At 69.1% G+C, this 17343-nt stretch carries 13 protein-coding genes; 2 read left to right on the top strand and 11 right to left on the bottom strand.

Translation table 11 applies throughout. From position 1 onward, the window contains the following. Positions 1-48: 48 nt before the first annotated feature. The gene (locus ACIA47_RS18320; RefSeq protein ID WP_396709290.1) at positions 49-1296 is read right to left on the bottom strand and encodes a L,D-transpeptidase; all 1248 of its coding nucleotides are present in this window, start codon (positions 1294-1296) and stop codon (positions 49-51) included. A gap of 204 nt (positions 1297-1500) precedes the next feature. Here ACIA47_RS18320 and ACIA47_RS18315 point away from each other — a divergent pair, with 204 nt between their 5' ends. After that, on the top strand, positions 1501-2034 hold the full coding sequence (locus tag ACIA47_RS18315; RefSeq protein ID WP_396709288.1) for a hypothetical protein: 534 nt from the start codon (positions 1501-1503) through the stop codon (positions 2032-2034). Between the two features lie 229 nt (positions 2035-2263). Beyond that, positions 2264-3400, top strand: coding sequence for a DUF1996 domain-containing protein (locus ACIA47_RS18310; RefSeq protein WP_396709286.1), 1137 nt, complete (start codon positions 2264-2266; stop codon positions 3398-3400). Between the two features lie 228 nt (positions 3401-3628). Here the strand turns inward: ACIA47_RS18310 and ACIA47_RS18305 are convergent, their stop codons facing one another. The 10 genes from ACIA47_RS18305 to ACIA47_RS18260 all read right to left on the bottom strand — a co-directional run bounded on the left by ACIA47_RS18305 (position 3629) and on the right by ACIA47_RS18260 (position 17279). Next, positions 3629-3907: a hypothetical protein gene (locus ACIA47_RS18305; protein WP_396709284.1), complete on the bottom strand. Its 279-nt coding sequence runs from the start codon at positions 3905-3907 to the stop codon at positions 3629-3631. Positions 3908-4417: 510 nt separating this feature from the next. After that, positions 4418-5629, bottom strand: coding sequence for a helix-turn-helix domain-containing protein (locus ACIA47_RS18300; protein ID WP_396709282.1), 1212 nt, complete (start codon positions 5627-5629; stop codon positions 4418-4420). A 442-nt stretch (positions 5630-6071) separates the two neighbouring features. Next, complete coding sequence (locus ACIA47_RS18295) at positions 6072-7049, bottom strand: hypothetical protein (RefSeq protein WP_396709280.1); 978 nt, start codon at positions 7047-7049, stop codon at positions 6072-6074. 32 nt (positions 7050-7081) lie between these two features. After that, positions 7082-8611, bottom strand: coding sequence for an OmpL47-type beta-barrel domain-containing protein (locus tag ACIA47_RS18290; protein ID WP_396709278.1), 1530 nt, complete (start codon positions 8609-8611; stop codon positions 7082-7084). 8 nt (positions 8612-8619) lie between these two features. After that, the gene (locus tag ACIA47_RS18285) at positions 8620-12558 is read right to left on the bottom strand and encodes a ThuA domain-containing protein (protein WP_396709276.1); all 3939 of its coding nucleotides are present in this window, start codon (positions 12556-12558) and stop codon (positions 8620-8622) included. A 23-nt stretch (positions 12559-12581) separates the two neighbouring features. Then, entirely contained in the window at positions 12582-13586 is a 1005-nt protein-coding gene (locus ACIA47_RS18280) for a multicopper oxidase domain-containing protein (RefSeq protein WP_396709274.1), read from the bottom strand. 312 nt (positions 13587-13898) lie between these two features. Continuing rightward, complete coding sequence (locus tag ACIA47_RS18275; RefSeq protein WP_396709272.1) at positions 13899-14705, bottom strand: amino acid ABC transporter ATP-binding protein; 807 nt, start codon at positions 14703-14705, stop codon at positions 13899-13901. A 5-nt stretch (positions 14706-14710) separates the two neighbouring features. Continuing rightward, positions 14711-15505 (bottom strand): amino acid ABC transporter permease, encoded by a 795-nt coding sequence (locus ACIA47_RS18270; RefSeq protein ID WP_091406922.1) that lies wholly within the window; start codon positions 15503-15505, stop codon positions 14711-14713. Between the two features lie 101 nt (positions 15506-15606). Further along, entirely contained in the window at positions 15607-16425 is an 819-nt protein-coding gene (locus ACIA47_RS18265) for a basic amino acid ABC transporter substrate-binding protein (RefSeq protein ID WP_396709269.1), read from the bottom strand. A 176-nt stretch (positions 16426-16601) separates the two neighbouring features. After that, on the bottom strand, positions 16602-17279 hold the full coding sequence (locus tag ACIA47_RS18260) for a hypothetical protein (RefSeq protein WP_396709267.1): 678 nt from the start codon (positions 17277-17279) through the stop codon (positions 16602-16604). Positions 17280-17343: the final 64 nt, after the last annotated feature.

Below are 17343 nucleotides of genomic sequence, written 5' to 3'. Positions count from 1 at the left end.
AGACGGGCTGCCGGGCAGGCGGCGAGAGCTTGCCGGGCGCCAGGTGGTTCAGCCGCCGGCGGACGGCCCCGGCGTCGGCACGCCACCGGCGAGCGAACGCGCGGGTGTCGCCGACGCCGGGGCCGGTCGAAGATCCGCGGGTACGGGCAGTGCGCTGCCCTTGACGAACTGGTCCCAACTGGTGTTCCAGGCCGTCCAGCCGTTGCCTGGCTGGAGCCGGACCTCGGTGCCTATGAAGGTGACCAGGTCACCGACGTGGGTGACGCCCATCAGCCAGTCGGCATTCGCCGGCGAGATGTTCGTGCAGCCGTGCGAGACGTTGCGGTGTCCCTGATCCGACACCGACCAGGGTGCCCCGTGGATGAACTCGCCACCCCAGGTGAGCCGTTGCGCGTCCTTGACGTTCACCACGTAGCCGCCGTTCGGCTCGCCGCGCGTGTCGAACGTGGTCTGCTGGTGCTTCTCCATGATCACCATCTTGCCGCTGGACGTGGGGGTGCTGCGCTTGCCGAGGCTGACCGGGATCTTGCGGATCAGCCTGCCGTCCCGCAGCACGCGCATCTGCTTGGTGGCGTTGTGGACCTCGAGCGCCACCTGCCGTCCGATCCGGGACGTCGCGGTGCGGTCGGCGTCACCGATGTGGCTTCTGCCGATCGGCAGACCCTCCAGGCCGGCCCGGACACTGATGGTCGTGCCCGGCCGCCAGAAGTCGGGAGCCCGGTAGTAGACCTGGCTGCCGTCGTCCACCCAGGACCAGACACCCGGCTGGGGCGGGTTAGTGGTGACGAACAACCGACGCTGCACGTCGGCGCGGGCCGCCCCGGCGACGGGCGGATCGAAGCCGATGGTCACCGGCATGGCCGTGCCGTACGTCTGTTTGTCGGCGAAGTACAGGGTGCTGGTCACCTGCGGCTTCGTCGACGCCGCCGCGGTGGTGAAGGTGGTGGTGCGGGTGGTCGTCCGCCCGGAGTCGGCGGTGGCGGTCACCGCCGCGGTGTAGGTGTGCTGCGGCCGCAAGGGAGTGGTCGGCACCCAGGCCGAGCCGTCCTCGCGTGGCTCCGCCCGGACCAGCGTGCCCGTGTCGTCGACGATGCGCACGGCGGTGATCTTTCCGCCCGTGACGAGCGGAACCACCTCGGCGCTGAGTGGCACGTTCCGGGACAGGTCGGCGGGCGTGAGAGTCAGTTCGGGCGATGGCACCACCTGCTCCGCGGGGCGTGCGGCGGGCTTCCGCTCGGTGGTGCACCCGCCGAGGACCAGCGGTGTCGCCGCGACGGTCACCGCCACGAGCGCCATGCGCCTTCGTAACCCCATCCAACGTCCCCCGGCTTCCGTGTGCTCCGTGGCGGCAATTCTCTCCGCGTCGGCGGCGCCCTGCGCCGTTTCTCGGAAATCACGCCGCGAAGGGGGGAACGTTCGGCGCGGCACCCGTCCGGTCGCGCCTCCCTTTCGTGATCCTCGGGGCATTGAAGCGTGATGCTGACGTGGAATGCTGCGGACATGCGCAGAAGACAACGTCCGTGGATTCTGTTAGCACTCCCCCTCCTCCTTACCGCCTGCACCCCGCCGGATGAGCCGCTGGTCGCTCTCGCCGTTCAGGACGGCCGGCCGGTCGGCGTGCTGGTGACGTGCGACGACGATTTCGCGCAGCTCGGCGTGTTCGAGAACGACCACCAGGACGAGCCGGGCCGGCGACCGCTGATCAAGTGGGACGTCAGCGGCCAACCCACGAGTGAGGTCGTGGAGGTCACCCTGTTGGGTCAACCACCGCAGGGTTGGGAAGTCGACGAGCCGGTCGACTTCCCGGGGCCTGAACCAGGCGTGGAGGTGGACGTCCAGTTGCTCACCGAACTTCGCCCCGGAGTCACCTACAGCCTCGACGGGTCAAGTCGCCGTAAGGCCATCCCGGTGGACTTCACCCTCGCGGACCTGCCGCGCATCGGCCCGGACCAGGTCTTGGCGCCGCGCGGACATGACGATACGAAGGTCATGTCCCGGGAAGCCTTCCTGCACAAGGCACGCGACAAGTGCTGAGCGGGACGGCGGTGGGGGGACCCGGCAGGAAAGCAGAGCGCCGCCGCAGCCGCCGATTACAGTTTTCGGCGAGAATCAAAGAATTGAGATTGAGCCGATACCGCGCCGGCTCCACAGAGCTGACCAGGCAATCGCTGAGCGCTATTTAAAGGAGAATTAATCGTCTCAGTTGGAAACGAGCAGGGGGCCGACTCGTATTCTTCGTGCTCGGAAGAAAGGTGCGCCCCCGTTGATAGATCTCCGATCCACCCCTCGACACCGTCGTTCCGTAACCGCCCTGCTGCTGGTGAGCGTGGCGCTCGCCGGCGGATGCAGGGAGGCGCCGGGCAGCCCCGGCGCGTCCGGCCCGTCCAGCGACACCGGCATCGGCTCGCCTGGCCCGGACTCGCCGACTGCCACCGCCCCGGGTGACCCGTCGGCCACGCCGAGCGCTCCGGGCACCTCGGCCACCCCGTCTGCGCCGGGCAAGCCGGGAACGCCGGCGACCAGCGCCGCCCCGCCCACCGCTTCCGGCGGCTGGATCACCATCGACGCCGCCGCGCAGGCCGCCGCGACGAAGGCGTTCTTCGCGCGCAAGCCCAAGCCGGTGACCGGCAACCCCGTCAAGGTGCCCGAATTCAACGTCGGCTGTACGATCAGCCACCACAACAGCGACGACCCGATCGTGCTGCCGAAGCTGGTGGGCGGCTCGCACAACCACACGTTCTGGGGCAACAGGTCGACCGGCGCCAACGCGACCGCCGACTCGCTGCGGGCGTCCAAGGCGACCACCTGCAACTCGCCGGACGACCAGTCCGCCTACTGGGTGCCGACGATGTACCAGAACGGCAAGGTCGTGGACCCGAAGGAGGTGACCGTCTACTACGGTTCCCGCCTGAAGGACCCGAGCAGGACCCAGCCCTTCCCGTTCGGCCTGCGAATGATCACCGGTGACGCCAAGAACCAGGTCGACACCCCGGACAAGCAGGGCAATCACTTCTGGTGCGCCGGCATCGGCGGCGAGATCGGCCGCAGCGCCGACAAGACGTTCCCGGTCTGCGCCAAGACCGCGAACATCGTCCGGCAGATCACCTTCCCGGACTGCTGGGACGGCAGGCACCTGGACAGCCCCGACCACAAGGCGCACATGGCCAACGGGGACCACACCGGGGCCTGCCCCAAGAGCCACCCGGTGCCCGTCCCGTCGGTGTCCTTCGTGATCTCGTACCCGTTGAGCGCGAACACGGACGGCATCACCCTCGCGTCCGGCACGTCGTTCTCCATGCACGCGGACTTCTTCAACGCGTGGAAGGACGAGGCGCTCGCCGCACGGGTGCGCAACTGCCTTGACCAGGGCATGAAGTGCAACTCGGCGGGCAACTTCTGAGCTGACCTGGCCCGCGCGTCGTCGCCGCTCGGCGACGACGCCCAGCGAGGTCTCCGGTGGACGGGTTCATCGACCGGGCCACACCCGATGCCGGAGACCTCGCGCCAGCCGACTGACTATCTACTTTCACAGCACATTGAGGAAGTCGACAGCCGCCGGGAACGCGCCCCACGCAAACGCCTGCCGAACGGTGGCGGCGCGGGTCCTCCTTACCAGGGCGTTGGTCGACTACTGCCTGGCTCGGTCGGACTGGCACGCCTGCGGTGCCGCTGCATCCGGCAGCTCGGCATCCCTGGTCCATCCGAGGAATCGGCGGTGCAGTACACCGGCCGGTGTCCACCGCATGTCCTCGGTCGCCTGCACCAGGTAGGACCCGAGGTAGAGGGCCAGCGACACTGGCGCATCGGCATACTCCGCGCGCAACTCGCGCTTGCGGGTCGTGCAGGGCCAGGGCAGGCCGCAGCCACCGCAGCTCCGGATCGGCATGACCGGGCCGTGGACAGTCACCGCGCACCCGCCAGAAGTCGCGGTGCTCGTCAGCGTCCGCCGACCGGTCGCCCATTCGACCTGCCAACAGGGGTACGACGTGAGCCAGGCCCACCACGTCCGGCAGCCGCTACACCTGCCGCCCAGCCCTCGGACGCGAACCGCGACGATCGCCTTCTGCTGCTGGCTACTCACTGCTCGCCTTCCCGCGGCCAGTGGCCACGACTGATCGGAATCCGGTGCCGGGCACGGCACGGCAAGTCGACTCCGCAGCGGCAGACATGTCGCCAGAGCCGCCACGACCACACCGGCCGGTGCCTGCGGGCGAGAGTCAGCGCGACGGCCGAGAGGTATTCGTCATACGAGACGCGCCGCACGGACCTCTCCCTCGTTCGAGCACGAGGACGACTTCCCGCCCTCGACGCTGAGGGGACGCGGCGACCAGGCGATATCCGCACCGCCCGCCGCATCCCTTGAGCAAGAAGCTACGGTGAGTCGCGGGGCGGAATGGGTACGGTTTCTACCCCTGAATCAGGAGAGCAGCCCAACCTTTATCGCGAGGTCTCGGGCGTCGTCACGAGTGGAACGTGGGCCATCGAGCAGGTCCAAGGTGATCTGGCGTGCGTACCCGTTGAAGCGAATCGTCTCCGGGGCCGACTCGTACGCCTGCCGGAGGGTCATCACGGCCGCTTCCTTGTCGTCCTTGCCGTAGTGCGCCCGCGCGACCTCGATGAGATGGCGTGCCCGGCGCGGCCTCGACGGGATCGCCGCGGAATCATGGCGGCGTGCCTGTCGCACCGCCTCCCCGGAGTTCTGCAACTCCACCGCCACGGTCACCGCGTGAGCGCCCATGATGACCTGCGAGAACGACGTCTGCGGCTGATAGAAACCCGTTGGCAGGCGCTGCGCCACCTGATCCGCGCGATCCCAGTACCGCCAGGCCCTACCTTCCTCACCAGCACGGGCGGCGGTGTAGGCAGCCTCAAAGTTCAACGCACCCCAGAGCGCCAACAGGTTCGTGTTCCCGTCGGTCGCACGCGACTCCAGCGCCGACAGGAGGTCCACTGTCACCGACGTCGCGGTGTCCCAGTCACCGGCATCCCGATGCACCTGGCACAGGAACCACCCCGCGCACGCCACCGCCTCCGGGTCGCCGGACTCCTGCGCCGCCACCATCGCCCGGTCCGCGACCCGCCACAACACCTCGGCAGCGGGTTGGTAGGCAAGGAACATCTGCGTCAGCCCGAACGTCTCCGCCAACAGGGCCTGAGCCTGCCGACGCTCATCACCCTCGTACGCCAACACGGCGCGCTGCACGTCGCGCAGCAACCCCGGCAACAACCCGCCCAGCACGGTGCGGTGGTCCGACGCCTGATGACGCGCACGCCATGCCATCGCGAGCCGGTCCCTCAGGCTCGTCAACGGCTCCGGGGAAACATCGTCGGATAGTGCGAAGCGGTTGACCGCGTCCCGGACGGACGGCAGCGCCGGATGCTCGGGCCCGTTGACCACAGCCGACCGGGCCCCCAACTCGCCGGCGAGGGCGGACACCTCGACCTTCAGAGCACGCGCGATCCGGTCCAGCATGTGAATACGCGGCGGCAGGATCCGATCGGTCTCCACCGCCTTGACCCACTCGGCACTGCGACCGACCAGTCCGCCAAGCACCGCACGGGTCTTGCCGGACCGCTCACGGTAGGCCTTCAACCGCTGCCCGAAAGTCAGTTCCGGCAGGGAATCCATCCCGAACCTCCTCGTAGCGCGGAAGCACCAGCCGTATCCAGGGCCGACGTTGCATCAACGCTACCGAGCAGCCAAGATCCTCATAACCCCTCGCTTACACGTTCTGGGCGCTCCGGCTGACCCCGTCCGCACACACCTCTGACGTCGGGGTTGGTCCGTCGCTGGCTGGCTTCGAAGCTCGCTGATCGGCCTGTTGCTGTGACAGCAACAGGCTGACTGCTTCAGTGTGAACGAAGTCAGGTAAAGGCAGTAGTCGCAGTAGACGGCGTGACGGTAGAGGTGACCAGGCAGGCTTCCCCAACCCGACGAGTTGGCTGGCCAGCTCCGCGTCGATGGGGCACAACGCCAGGCAAGCGCGGCTCGCGACGGTCCGACCCGTTACGACGGCGGTGGCCGGTCACCCCCACGGTTCGGGGTGACCGGTCACCGTCGCGTCGGTCGGTCAGAGCCGGGCGGCGCCCGCCTCGGTGGCCTCCTGCACGGCCGAGGTACGGCGAAGCTCGGCTCGCTGGTCGCCGGCCTCTTCACGATCCGGAGCGGCCACTCGCGCCGCCCGGTTGGCGGTCGCCGCGGCCTGGTCACCGGTCACCCCGCCACGGATCCGGTTGTTGGCGGCCACCTGGGCGGCCGGGTCGTTGGACGTCACCGCCAACTGACCGTTGATGATGTTGTCGTCGACGGTGACCCCACCGGTGGTGCTGGTGATGCTCACGTCCCCACCCCAGTAGCCGCCGGAGGCACAGCTGTCGAGGGTGCCGTTCGGGCCGAGCTGCACACCGCCCAGGTTGCCGGCGAAGGTGGCCCGGCCCTGGACCGCACTGCCACACACCACGCTGCCGGTGGCGCTGTTGAGCACCGACAGCGTGCCGTCGACGAACGAGTCGTGCAGGTCGGTGTAGTAGGTGCCGGTGCTGCTGATGTTGCGCTGCACCTGGGTGCCCCGGTCGAGCCGGACCTCGCCGGCACCGACGTTGACGTGTCCGGTGACCGTCGACGCCTCGGCGAACAGGAAGCTGTCGATGGTCGTGGAGCCCTTCGGCCGTACGGTGACGGTGCCGGTGCGGGCGTCCTTGAGGAAGATGCCGTACCCCCCGGCCGCGAGCACCACCTGTCCGTCGACTGTCGTCTCGGTGGCGTCGAGGTACCCGTCGGTGGCGACGCGTACCTCACCGCTGACCCGGCCACCGGTCACCACCAGGTTGCCGCCGGCCGCGACGGTGACGTTGCCGGTGATCGTGGTGCCGGTGAGCGCGCAGGACTCGCCGGCGGGCACGAGCAGGTCGTTGGGCACGGTCACCGCGCCGCCGGTGCCGATGCAGTGGGTGACCAGGTCGGCGTGTGCGGTGGGCGCCACGGCCAGCACCGAGGCCGCGATGACGGCGCTCACGGTGGCGAGCTTGGCGACGGTACGTCCGGGCATCGTGGTACTCCCTGTCGGTGAGGTTCGAGGACTCATGCGCCGACGTCCGATCGGGCCGCGGCCCGGACGATGGCGCCCTGCTGCCGCCGGTCGAGCGTGCCGCCGGTCACGAGAGCGGCGGTGACCGCTTCGACGTGTCGGACGAATTCGGCGTGGCCGGGGTAGTCGGCGTGTTCGTCGATCAGATCGTTGATGGTGCAGCCGTCGCCGGTGTCCACGTTGGCCACACCGCTGTCGTTGCCGTCGATGACCACTGTGGCCCGGGTGTCGGAGCCGGGGCAGCGGTCGGTGCTGTCGGCCACCACTGTGAACGACGTCGACTGCTCGGTGGAGGAGTTCCCCGCCGTGTCGGTCGCCCGGTAGCGCACTGTGTGCGCGCCGGGTGCGCGGACGGCGACCGGAGCGGTGTACGCCGTCCAGCCTCCGGTGTCGAGCGCGTACTCGATCTTCGCCACCCCCGACTCGGCGTCGGTGGCCGTGACGGTGACGGTCGCTCCGCCGACGTACCCGCCGTCGTCGTTCCGGTCACCGGCCACCGTGGCGGCGACAGTGGGTGGGGTGGTGTCCTCGGCCTGCGGCTCGACGACGGTGAAGTGGGACATCTGCTCGGCCGACGTGTTGCCGGCGACGTCGGTGGCCCGGTAGTGCAGCATGTGCATCCCGGTCGCGTTCACCACGATCGGCGTCGTGTACGCGGTGAAGGCCGCCCCGTCCAGCGCGTACTCGATGGTGGCGACACCGGATCCGCTGTCGGTGGCGGTCAACGTGGCGGTGGCCGTACCGATGTAGTTGCCGTCGCCGTCGCGGTCGCCGGCCAGTGCGGCCGTGACCACCGGCGCGGTGGTGTCCTCCTCCCCCGGCTCGACGACCCGGAACGACACCGAGCCGACGGCGCTGGTGTTGCCGGCCTGGTCGGTGGCGCGGAACTGCACCGCGTGGTCGCCGATCGCGGTCACCCGCACCGGCTCGGTGTACGGCAGGAAGCTGGTGTCGTCGACCTGGTACTCGACGGTCTGTACCCCCGAGTCGGCGTCGGTGGCCGTCACTGTCACAGTGGCCGCGCCGAGGTAGTTGCCGTCCTGGTCCTGGTCGCCGGAGACCGCGGCGGTCACTGTCGGCGCGGTGGTGTCGCCGCCGCCACCGCCCTCGGTGACCACCAGCTCACCCACCATCGAGCTGTGGCCCGGGATCGAACAGAAGTACCGGTACCGGCCCGGGGTCAGCGTCACGGTCGCCTGGTGGCGGCCGTCGTTCGCGTCGAACGGGCTGGCCAGGATGTTGACCGTGACGTCGTGGTTGTAGCCCTCGGTGCTGGTGTCGAAGGTCAGGGTGTGCGGCATCCCGGTGGTGTTTCCGGTGGCCGCGCTGTTCTCCCAGATGATCGTGGTCGCTCCGGCCACCGCCGTGGCGGGCGCGGACTTGTATTGGGTGATGCTGTCGTCGGCGGTCCAGGTCAGCACCTGGTCGGCGGCGACACGCGGGGCGGCGGAGGCGGGCGCCACTGCCAACGGGATCACCGTGAGCAGGAGCGCCGCCAGCGCGGCCGTCAGTCGTCGGGTCATCGTCACTCCTAGAGTTCCCGCGCACGGATGTTGCGGAACTCGGTCAGGTCGTTGTCACCGTGGTTCTGCAGGCCGATGAAGCCGCGCAGGAACTGCCGCAGGTCGGTCGGCGGGTCGCCGGCGCGCGACGACTGCTTGCCCGGCGTGTTGTCGAACTCGTTGATCACCACGCCGTTGCGGATCATCGTGTAGTGCTGCCCGACGACGCGGATCTCGTAGTCGTTCCACTCGTTCTTCGGCGTCACGCCGGCCTGGGCCAGCGGCACCGGGTCGAAGTTGTAGACCGAGCCGGTCTTCTGCGGCTCACCGGTGTCACCGTCGTAGATCTGGATCTCGTGTCCGCAGTAGATAGCCATCCAGGCGGGTGAGGTCCGCGCCGACCCGACCGTGCCGCAGCTGTCCGGTGGCCGCTGGTCGAGGGGGGTTCGCAGGTCCGGGAACCGGACGAAGACTCCGGTGTTGGCCCGGCCGGTGCCCGGCGCGATGTCCTTGAACTGCACCTTCAGCGAGAAGTCGCCCAGCTCCTTGGTGTGCCAGAGCATGCCCAGGCCACCGCTGGAGCGCAGCGCCCCGTCGGGCTGGATGGCCCACGACCCCGTCGGCGCCTGCTGCCAACCGCGCAGCGACTCGGCGGTGCCGTCGAAGAGCGGCTCGTACCCGGTGTGCCCGTCCCGGCCGATCTCCGACGCGGCGGCCAGGCGGGTGAGGGTGCCCGCTTCGCGGGTGCTGAGCAGGTCGTCGTCCTGCAACGCGCGGGCCACATCGGTCACGTGCCGGACGAAACCGTTGTGGTCGGCCCAGGTGCTCTCGTCGTCGATCAGGTCGTTGGCCGTGCAGCCCTGCCCGACCGTGCGACTGGGCACCCCGGTGTCCGTGTCGCCGAGCCACACCGTCGACCGGTCGTCGGGCACCGCGCAGCCCACCGTCACAGTGGTCTGCACCGTCGCCGTCTGACCGTCGGCGTACGTGACGGTCAGCTTCGCGGTGTAGGTGCCGACCCGGGCGTACACGTGCCGAGGGTCCGCCTCGGTCGACGTGGCGCCGTCGCCGAACTCCCACCGGTGGCTGACGCCGCCGGAGCGGGAGCCGTTGAAGGCGATGGTCAGCGGCTTGTTCTGCACGGCGACCGAGGTCGCCGCCGGCGCCGGGGTGGGCGCCCCGCCGGTGTAGGTGATCCGGATCAGCTTCTGGTTCGCGTGCAGGCTGAAGAACCCGCCGCCGTAGTCGAGCAGGTAGAGCGCGCCGTCCGGGCCGAACTTCGCGTCCATCCAGCTCTGCAACCGGGTGTCGCCGTTGCCACCGGGGATGATGGCCCGCAGCGACTCGGCGTACACCGGTGGGGCGGCCTGCGGCACGCCGGCCGGGTCGACGGTGACCGCGATCCGGTTGGACGCGTTCGACTGGTCGCCGATGAGCCACTTGCCGTCCCAGTGCTCCGGCCACGCCACGCCACTGGCGGTGTCGACGAGGCTCCGGTGGTACGTCGGGCCGGACATGATGGCCTGCCCGCCGCCGCGCAGGTACGGCTGGGTGTAGGTGGCGTCGGCCGCCACGTAGGTCGGCAGGCCGCTGCCGTCGGTCCGCTTCGGGAACACCGGGCCGCCGCCGTCCGGCGAATACCAGATCATGTTGTCCCGGGCCGCCGGGATGTCCACGAGTCCGGTGTTACGCGGCGACTCGTTCTTCAGGTTGTCGCAGTCGTACCAGCCGGTCAGCACCGTCGCGTCGGTGGTGCTGCGGTCGCGGTACGGCTGCCGGTTGCCCATGCAGTACGGCCAGCCCTGATTGCCGGCCGAGGTGATGATGGTGGCTGTCTCGTACTTCGCCGGGCCCAGGGTGGGGCTGGGCGACGAGGCGTCCGGGCCGACCCAGCCGGCGGTCAGCCACTGGTGCACCGGGTCGATCTGGAGACGGGCGATGTTGCGCACGCCCATCACGTAGATCTCCGGTCGGGTCTTCTCGGTACCCGGTGGGAAGAGGTTGCCCTCCGGGATGGTGTACGTGCCGTCCGCCTCCGGGTGAATCCGGATGATCTTGCCGGCGAGGTCGTTGGTGTTACCCGACGTGCGGCGGGCGTCCTGGAACGAGATCCCCTGGTACTCCTGGGTCCAGTTGTTGCCGGCGTAGCCCTGCGACCCCTCGGAGGAGTTGTTGTCGCCGGAGCCGACGTAGAGGTTGCCCTTGGCGTCGAACGCCATACCGCCGCCAGCGTGGCAGCAGCTGTGGACCTGCACCGGGAACTGCAACAGATCCTTTCGGGTGGCCTGGTCGATGGTCTGCGCCTGACGGTCGTAGGTGAACCGCGAGACGGTCCGCTGACCGACCCGCTTCACCCGGTCGACCGAGTCGTGCGGCATCCAGTAGACGTAGAGCCAGCCGTTCTCGGCGAACTTGGGGTCGGGCACGATGCCGAGCAGACCCTCCTCGTTCTTGACCAGCTCGGAGCCGCTGCCCCGGTTGCCCATCACCTCCAGGGTGGTGAGCAGCTTGACCTGCTTGGTGCGCGGGTCCCAGGAGTGGATGGTGCCGCAGCCCAGGCCGACCTTCGGGTTGTTCCAGTCCGCGATCGGGCCGCTCGGGCAGGCCGCCTTGCCGACGTAGAAGACAGTGCCGTCGGGCGCGATGGTGAGCCCGTGCGGCTCGCCGATCTGGTCCAGCTGGCCGGTCTGGTTCGCTGCGGTGAGTCGCTCCACCTTGTAGTTCGCGGCGATGGTGGCCTGGCAGTCGCCGCGTACCCGACCGGTGGTCCAGTTGAGGGCGCCGGCGAGGTGCGTGCGGAACGCCTCCTCGCCGTAACTGCCCTCGGTGTGGCCCATGCCGGTGTAGAACGACCGGCCGCCGTCGTAGTCCCGGCACCAGGACACCGGGTGGAAGGCGCCGTTGGCGGCCGCCCCCGGGTTGTAGTGCCGCTCCTCGACCTGGGCGAGCGTGTGCACGGTGCCGATCGGGTTCGGGTCCCAGTTCTCCCAGCGGTCGGACCGGGTGAGGGTCATCGGCAGCGACGCGGTGGCCGGGTGCTTGCGGTCCAGGATGTTCACCACCGCGCGGTTCACCGCGGGCGGCTCCGGGGCGGTGGTGCTGCCGGTGAACAGGCGCAGATCGGCGAGTTGGACCAGCGGCTCACCGCTGTTCGCGGTGACGTTCAGCCGGTAGCGCGAGAACTCCTGCGGCGTGGCGATGTCGAACCGGCGGGTCTGGAACCGGTCCGGGAAGGTCTGCCCGGTGCGGCGGTCCAGGTCGGTCCAGCTCTGACCGTCGGTGGAGCCCTGCAGGGTCCAGTCCTTCGGGTCACGACCGGCCGAGTCGTTGGCCGACGTGAGCGCGTACCCGGTGATCTTCTTCGGTGCGCTCAACTCGTACGCCACCCACGCGGTCGGGGTGCGGACCAGCCACTTCGTGTTGGCGTCGCCGTCGGTCAGCTTCTCCTTGGTCTCGTTGGGCGGGTTCTCGCCACTGGCGGTCACCCGCGCCACCGGCTCGGCGACCGGGATGGCGCCGGCCGGGCGGGTGCCGATCAGCCCGGTGAACCAGGTGGAGTCGACCTGGGCGCGGGCGGCGTCGGCGATGCCGACGAAACCGCCACCGGCCTTGACGTAGTTCTGGAGCGCCGACTCCTGGTCGCGATTCAGCGCGGCGCCCGTCGCGGAGAGAAAGACCACGCTGCGGTACGCGGACAGCCCGGCCGTGGTGAAGGCGCCCGGGTCCGTGGTGGCCGTGACATCGATGTCATGACCGGCACCAAGCTGTTTGATGGTGTCCACCGCGCGAGAAACCGGGTCCTGCTGCTCGGCCACCGGGCCGTGGAACACCAGGACCGCGGTCTTCTGCTGCTGCGCCGCCTGCGGGGCGGCCGCCGTTCGTGGTGCGGCCGCGGCCGCCGTCGATGCCGGGATCAGTGTCGCGAAGGCCGCTACCGCGGCGAGGGTTCGTCGTAGTTTTCTGGTCATGCCCGTCCCCACTTTCGGTTCGGTCAGCTGTCGTGCGTGTGGGTGTGGCCCTGGAACCGGTGGATCGCCTCCTCGGCACCCGGCGGCATGCTGCCGTCGGCGTTGCGCACCAGGAAGATCCCGGCCATGCCGCCGTCGGAATGCGTCTGCACGTGGCAGTGGTACATCCACGCGCCGGGTCCGACGCCCTCCCCGGCAAGCACCTGGAAACCGAACGAGCTGCCGGGGTTGAGGTCCTTGTTGTCGACCACCAGGCTCGGGTCGCTCGGCCCCTCCAACATTCCGGTGCGGTTGTCCGCCCAGCGGTGCGCGTGCAGGTGGAAGGTGTGGAACAGGTTGCCGTGGCCGATGGCGATCCACTCGACGCGCTCGCCCAAATTCGCCTCGAACATCGGGGTCGCCGGGGCCATCTTGTTGTTGATCATCATGTCGTGGAACACGGCCGTGAACTGCTTCGACGGCAGGATGTCTCCGCGCCGCCGCACGATCAGCGCGCCGTACAGTCCCTTCGCGACACCGCCGGTGCCGTGGTCGGTACCCATCGCGTGATCGTGGTAGTGCCAGTAGCCGGCGCTGCCCGGCATGTACCGCCGGCCGGCCGCGGCCACCATCTCGTGTGAGCGCCAGACGTACGTCCGCGTCTCGCCGGGGTTGTTGAACGAGGCGTTGAACGGGCTGCCGTCGGACTCGGTGCTGTAGTCCACCCCGTGCGGATGGATGGAGAGCCGCTGGGTGGTGGTGTTGACCAGGGTGATCTCCAGGGTGTCACCCTCGTACATCTCCAGGATCGGGCCCGGAACGGTGGCCTGGCCGGGTGCCAGGCCGTACCCGAACAGGTTGCCGGGCAGCTGCTCGGCGTAGATGGTGATCTTCTTCGTGACGCCGGCGGCGGCCCGGGCGGGGCTGCCTCCGAACGCGCTGCCGATCGCTGGGGCGGACGCGCCCAGCGCCCCGGCGGCGAGCGCTCCAGTGGCGATCAGCGATCTGCGGGACAGGTGGCGGTGAGGGCCACCAGCGTGATCGTCCATGGGTCTCCGTTCCCAACCGGGCGAAGACGCGACGAGGGCAGGGTGCATCGACCCGAGCACGGGGGCGGTAGCACGACTGAGGGTGAGGCTCGTCGCGAACTTTGCTCGGAAGACTCAAAGCTTTCTATGGATAACAGCAACTTATGTAATCCATCGACGAAAGTACAGCTCTGATTGCAAAAAGATTACCTTGACATCACGACGTCGGTCGATTGACATAGACCTGACACACAAGCAGACGCCGGGCTGCCGTCAATGCGGCAGCCCGGCGGGCAGACGTACGGAAGCTGTGGTCAGGGATCGTGGCGGGGGTCAGCCGGCCGACTGTGGGCCCGTCTGGTCGGGCTCACCGAGCTGCGCGACGTGGGTCGGGTCGAGGACCCGGGAGAGGAACGCCCGGGTCCGTTCGTGCTTCGGCGCGCCGAGCACCTTCTGCGGCGGCCCCTGCTCGACCACCACGCCACCATCCATGAACACCACCCGGTCGGCGACGTCGCGGGCGAACGCCATCTCGTGGGTGACCACCATCATCGTCATGCCGTCCTCGGCCAGCTTGCGCATGACGGTGAGCACGTCGCCGACGAGCTCCGGGTCGAGCGCGGAGGTCGGCTCGTCGAAGAGCATCAGCTTCGGCTCCATCGACAGCGACCGGGCGATCGCCGCCCGCTGCTGCTGCCCACCGGAGAGCTGCGCCGGGAAGGCGTCGGCCTTGTCGGTCAGCCCGACGCGCTCCAGGTTGGCCCGGGCGATCCGCTCGGCCTCGGCCCGACCTCGCCGGAGCACCCGGCGCTGGGCGATGGTGAGGTTGTTCAGGACGGTCAGGTGCGGAAACAGGTTGAACGACTGGAACACCATGCCGATGCCGCGGCGGACCGCGTCGATCTCGACGTCCGGGTCGGTCATCTCGACCCCGTTCACCCAGATCTTGCCGGCGGTCGGCTCCTCCAGCAGGTCGACGCAGCGCAGCAAAGTCGACTTGCCGGAGCCGGACGGCCCGATGACGCAGACCACCTCGCCCTGGCCGACCTCGAAGTCGATGCCCTTGAGCACCTTGAGTGGCCCGAAGGACTTGTGCAGGTCGCGGATCTCCACGGCAGGGCGGGAGGGGGTGGTCGTCATCGGGGTCACCGAGCCTTGGCGTAGCGGAGTTCGAGGCGTCGTACCACCTGCGACAGCGGCAGGGTGATCACCAGGTAGGCGAGGCCGGCCACCAGCAGCGGGGTCGCGTTCACCCGGTCGTTGAGCATGTCCCGACCGAACTTGGTGATCTCGATCGTCTGCGCCGTCACCCCGAGCACGTAGGCCAGCGACGAGTCCTTGGTGAGCAGGATGAGCTCGTTCGTCAGCGGCGGGATCACGATCCGGAACGCCTGCGGGATGACGATCGTGCGCATGGCGGTGAAGTGCGACATGCCGAGGGTCCGCGCCGCCTCCATCTGCCCCTTCGGCACGGCCTGGATGCCGGCACGGATCGTCTCCGCCATGTACGCAGCGGCGGTCAATCCGAGGCCGATCGCGATCGAACCGAACACCCCGCCCGGAATCTCGCGCTCCGGGAAGGCGATCGGGATGCCGTACCCGACGAGGAAGAGCACCAGCAGCGCGGGCAGACCCCGGAACAGCTCGATGTACGCCGTGGCCACCCAGCGGTACGGCGCCACCCGGGACAGGCGCATCAGCGCCAGGATGGTGCCGAACACGAGGCCGAAGGCGAACGCGCCCAGCGTGTAGAGGATGGTGTTGCGCAGCGCGACGGTGATGATCGTCGGGAACATCGACTTGATGATGTCGACGCGGAAGAACGCGTCGGCCAACCTGTCCCAGTCAGCGGCGACGAGCACCGTGGCGATGATGGCGATGAAGACCAGGTACTGGAGCCCGAGGGACAGCCGCTCCCGCTGGCGGCGTCGCAGCTTCACGTTCGCTCGTTGCCTTCCCGGAGGTTACCGACGTCGGAGGGCGCGCGGGACGCGCGCCCTCCGGTAGTGCGTGGCGCTCAGGCGCTCGGCCGCTCTGCGGCTCAGGCGCTCGGCTGCTTGCCGATCCACTTCTCGTAGATCGTGTTGTACGTGCCGTCCTGCTTGGCCTTGGCCAGCACCTCGTTGATCTTCTTGAGCAACTCCGGGTTGGCGTCCTTCTTCACGGGGAAGCCGTACTGCTCGCCGGTGTCGAACTCGGCGGCCACCTCGAACCCGCCCGGGTTCTTCTTCAGGTACTCGGTCCAGACCGGCAGGTCGTTGATGGCGGCCTCGACCTGGCCGTTGGAGACGGCCTGCTGGAGGGCGGCGAGATCCTCGAACTCGACGAGCTTCAGGCCCTTCTCGGACTCGAGCTTCTTGGCGTAGTCACGACCCGTGGTGGCCGCCTGGACGCCGAGCTTCCTGCCCTTGAGGTCGTCGAGCGACTTGTACGTCTTGCCGGTCTTCACCAGCATCGCCTGGGTGGCGTCGAAGTAGGGATCGGAGAAGTCGACCACCTTCCGCCGCTCCTCGGTGATGGTCATGCCGGCGGCGGCCGCGTCGCACTTGCCGGTGTTCAGGTCCTGGCCGGACTTGATCCCCTCGAACGGGGTGTCGATGATCGTCTGCTCGACGCCGAGCTCCTTGGCGACCAGGTCCATGATCTCGACGTCGAAGCCGGTCACCTTGCCGCTGGCGTCCTTGGACTGGAACGGCGGGTACGGCAGGTGGGTGCAGACGGTCAGCTTGCCCGCCGCGACCAGCTTGACGCCGCTCGCCTGGACCTCGCTGTCGTCCTTCTTCGCGCAACCCGCGGTCAACGCGAGGGCGGCGACGGCCACGACGAGACCGGCCTGACGGACGGCGCTTGGGAACCTCACGGCTGTGTCCCTCCGATTCGGCTTCCAATACACAGAAAGCCAATCTGGTTCATAGACTTTGCGATAAGCGACCGTACCCGATCCGGCGGGTCGCCCCCAGATCACGCTGCGACCGTTCAGCCGACGCGGCAGACCGACCCCCGCCGACAAACCGGACACTTACGCAGCAACGTGCCTCAGCCACCGGTTCCCTCGGCCGCCCCGTCCGGGGTGAGCGCCCCTCCGTGGGGGTCTGTGTCCAGGAACACGTGTTGGTGGCCATGGCCGGCGTCCACGCTGATCTGGTCGAGCTGGGTCGCCGCGACCGACCAGATCGTCGCGGCCTCGGCGGCCTGCCGCGCGGTGACGTCCAGCAGAGCCGCACGCTGGGCGGCCGGAACACCGGCGGCCAGCGCGTACGCGTCGACGGCCAGCGACGCCTGCTGGACCGCTCCGCGCAGCCCTCCGCGCGCCACGTTGGTGGCGGTGGTCCCCGACGGCGGGTCGGCGAACGGCTCGGCCGCCTGGCGCATGACCTCCTGCCACTGGCGTGCCTTCGCCGCGTCCGGCGCACGTCCGGCGGTCGTCTCCGTCTTGAGGGCGGCCAGCACCGGGGCGACCTGGTCGCGAACGCGGCGGGCCGTCTCGATCAGCTCCACGATCTGCTGAGCGTCCCGCTTCGCCTCGTCCTGCTTGATGCTCGCGATGGTCGCCTCGGTCGCGTCCGGGCGGCCCAACTGGTAGCCGATCAACCCACCCAGCAACGCGGTGACCAGGGCGATCACGCCCGCGACGGCCGCGAAGCGCACTGTGCGCTGGCGGCGCACGTCGGCCTTGTCCAGCTGGTAGGAGGGTCGGCCGGTACGGCGCGCCATCGCATCTCCTCACATCGATGGTGTGGGGCCAAAGATTAGCCGCCCCCCGTGACGTCAGTCGATA

This window comes from Micromonospora sp. NPDC051227 (assembly GCF_044455385.1).
Classification (GTDB): Bacteria; Actinomycetota; Actinomycetes; order Mycobacteriales; family Micromonosporaceae; genus Micromonospora.
The sequence above is the reverse complement of the archived record's forward strand: the minus strand, read 5'-3'. Positions and strand labels throughout refer to the sequence as shown.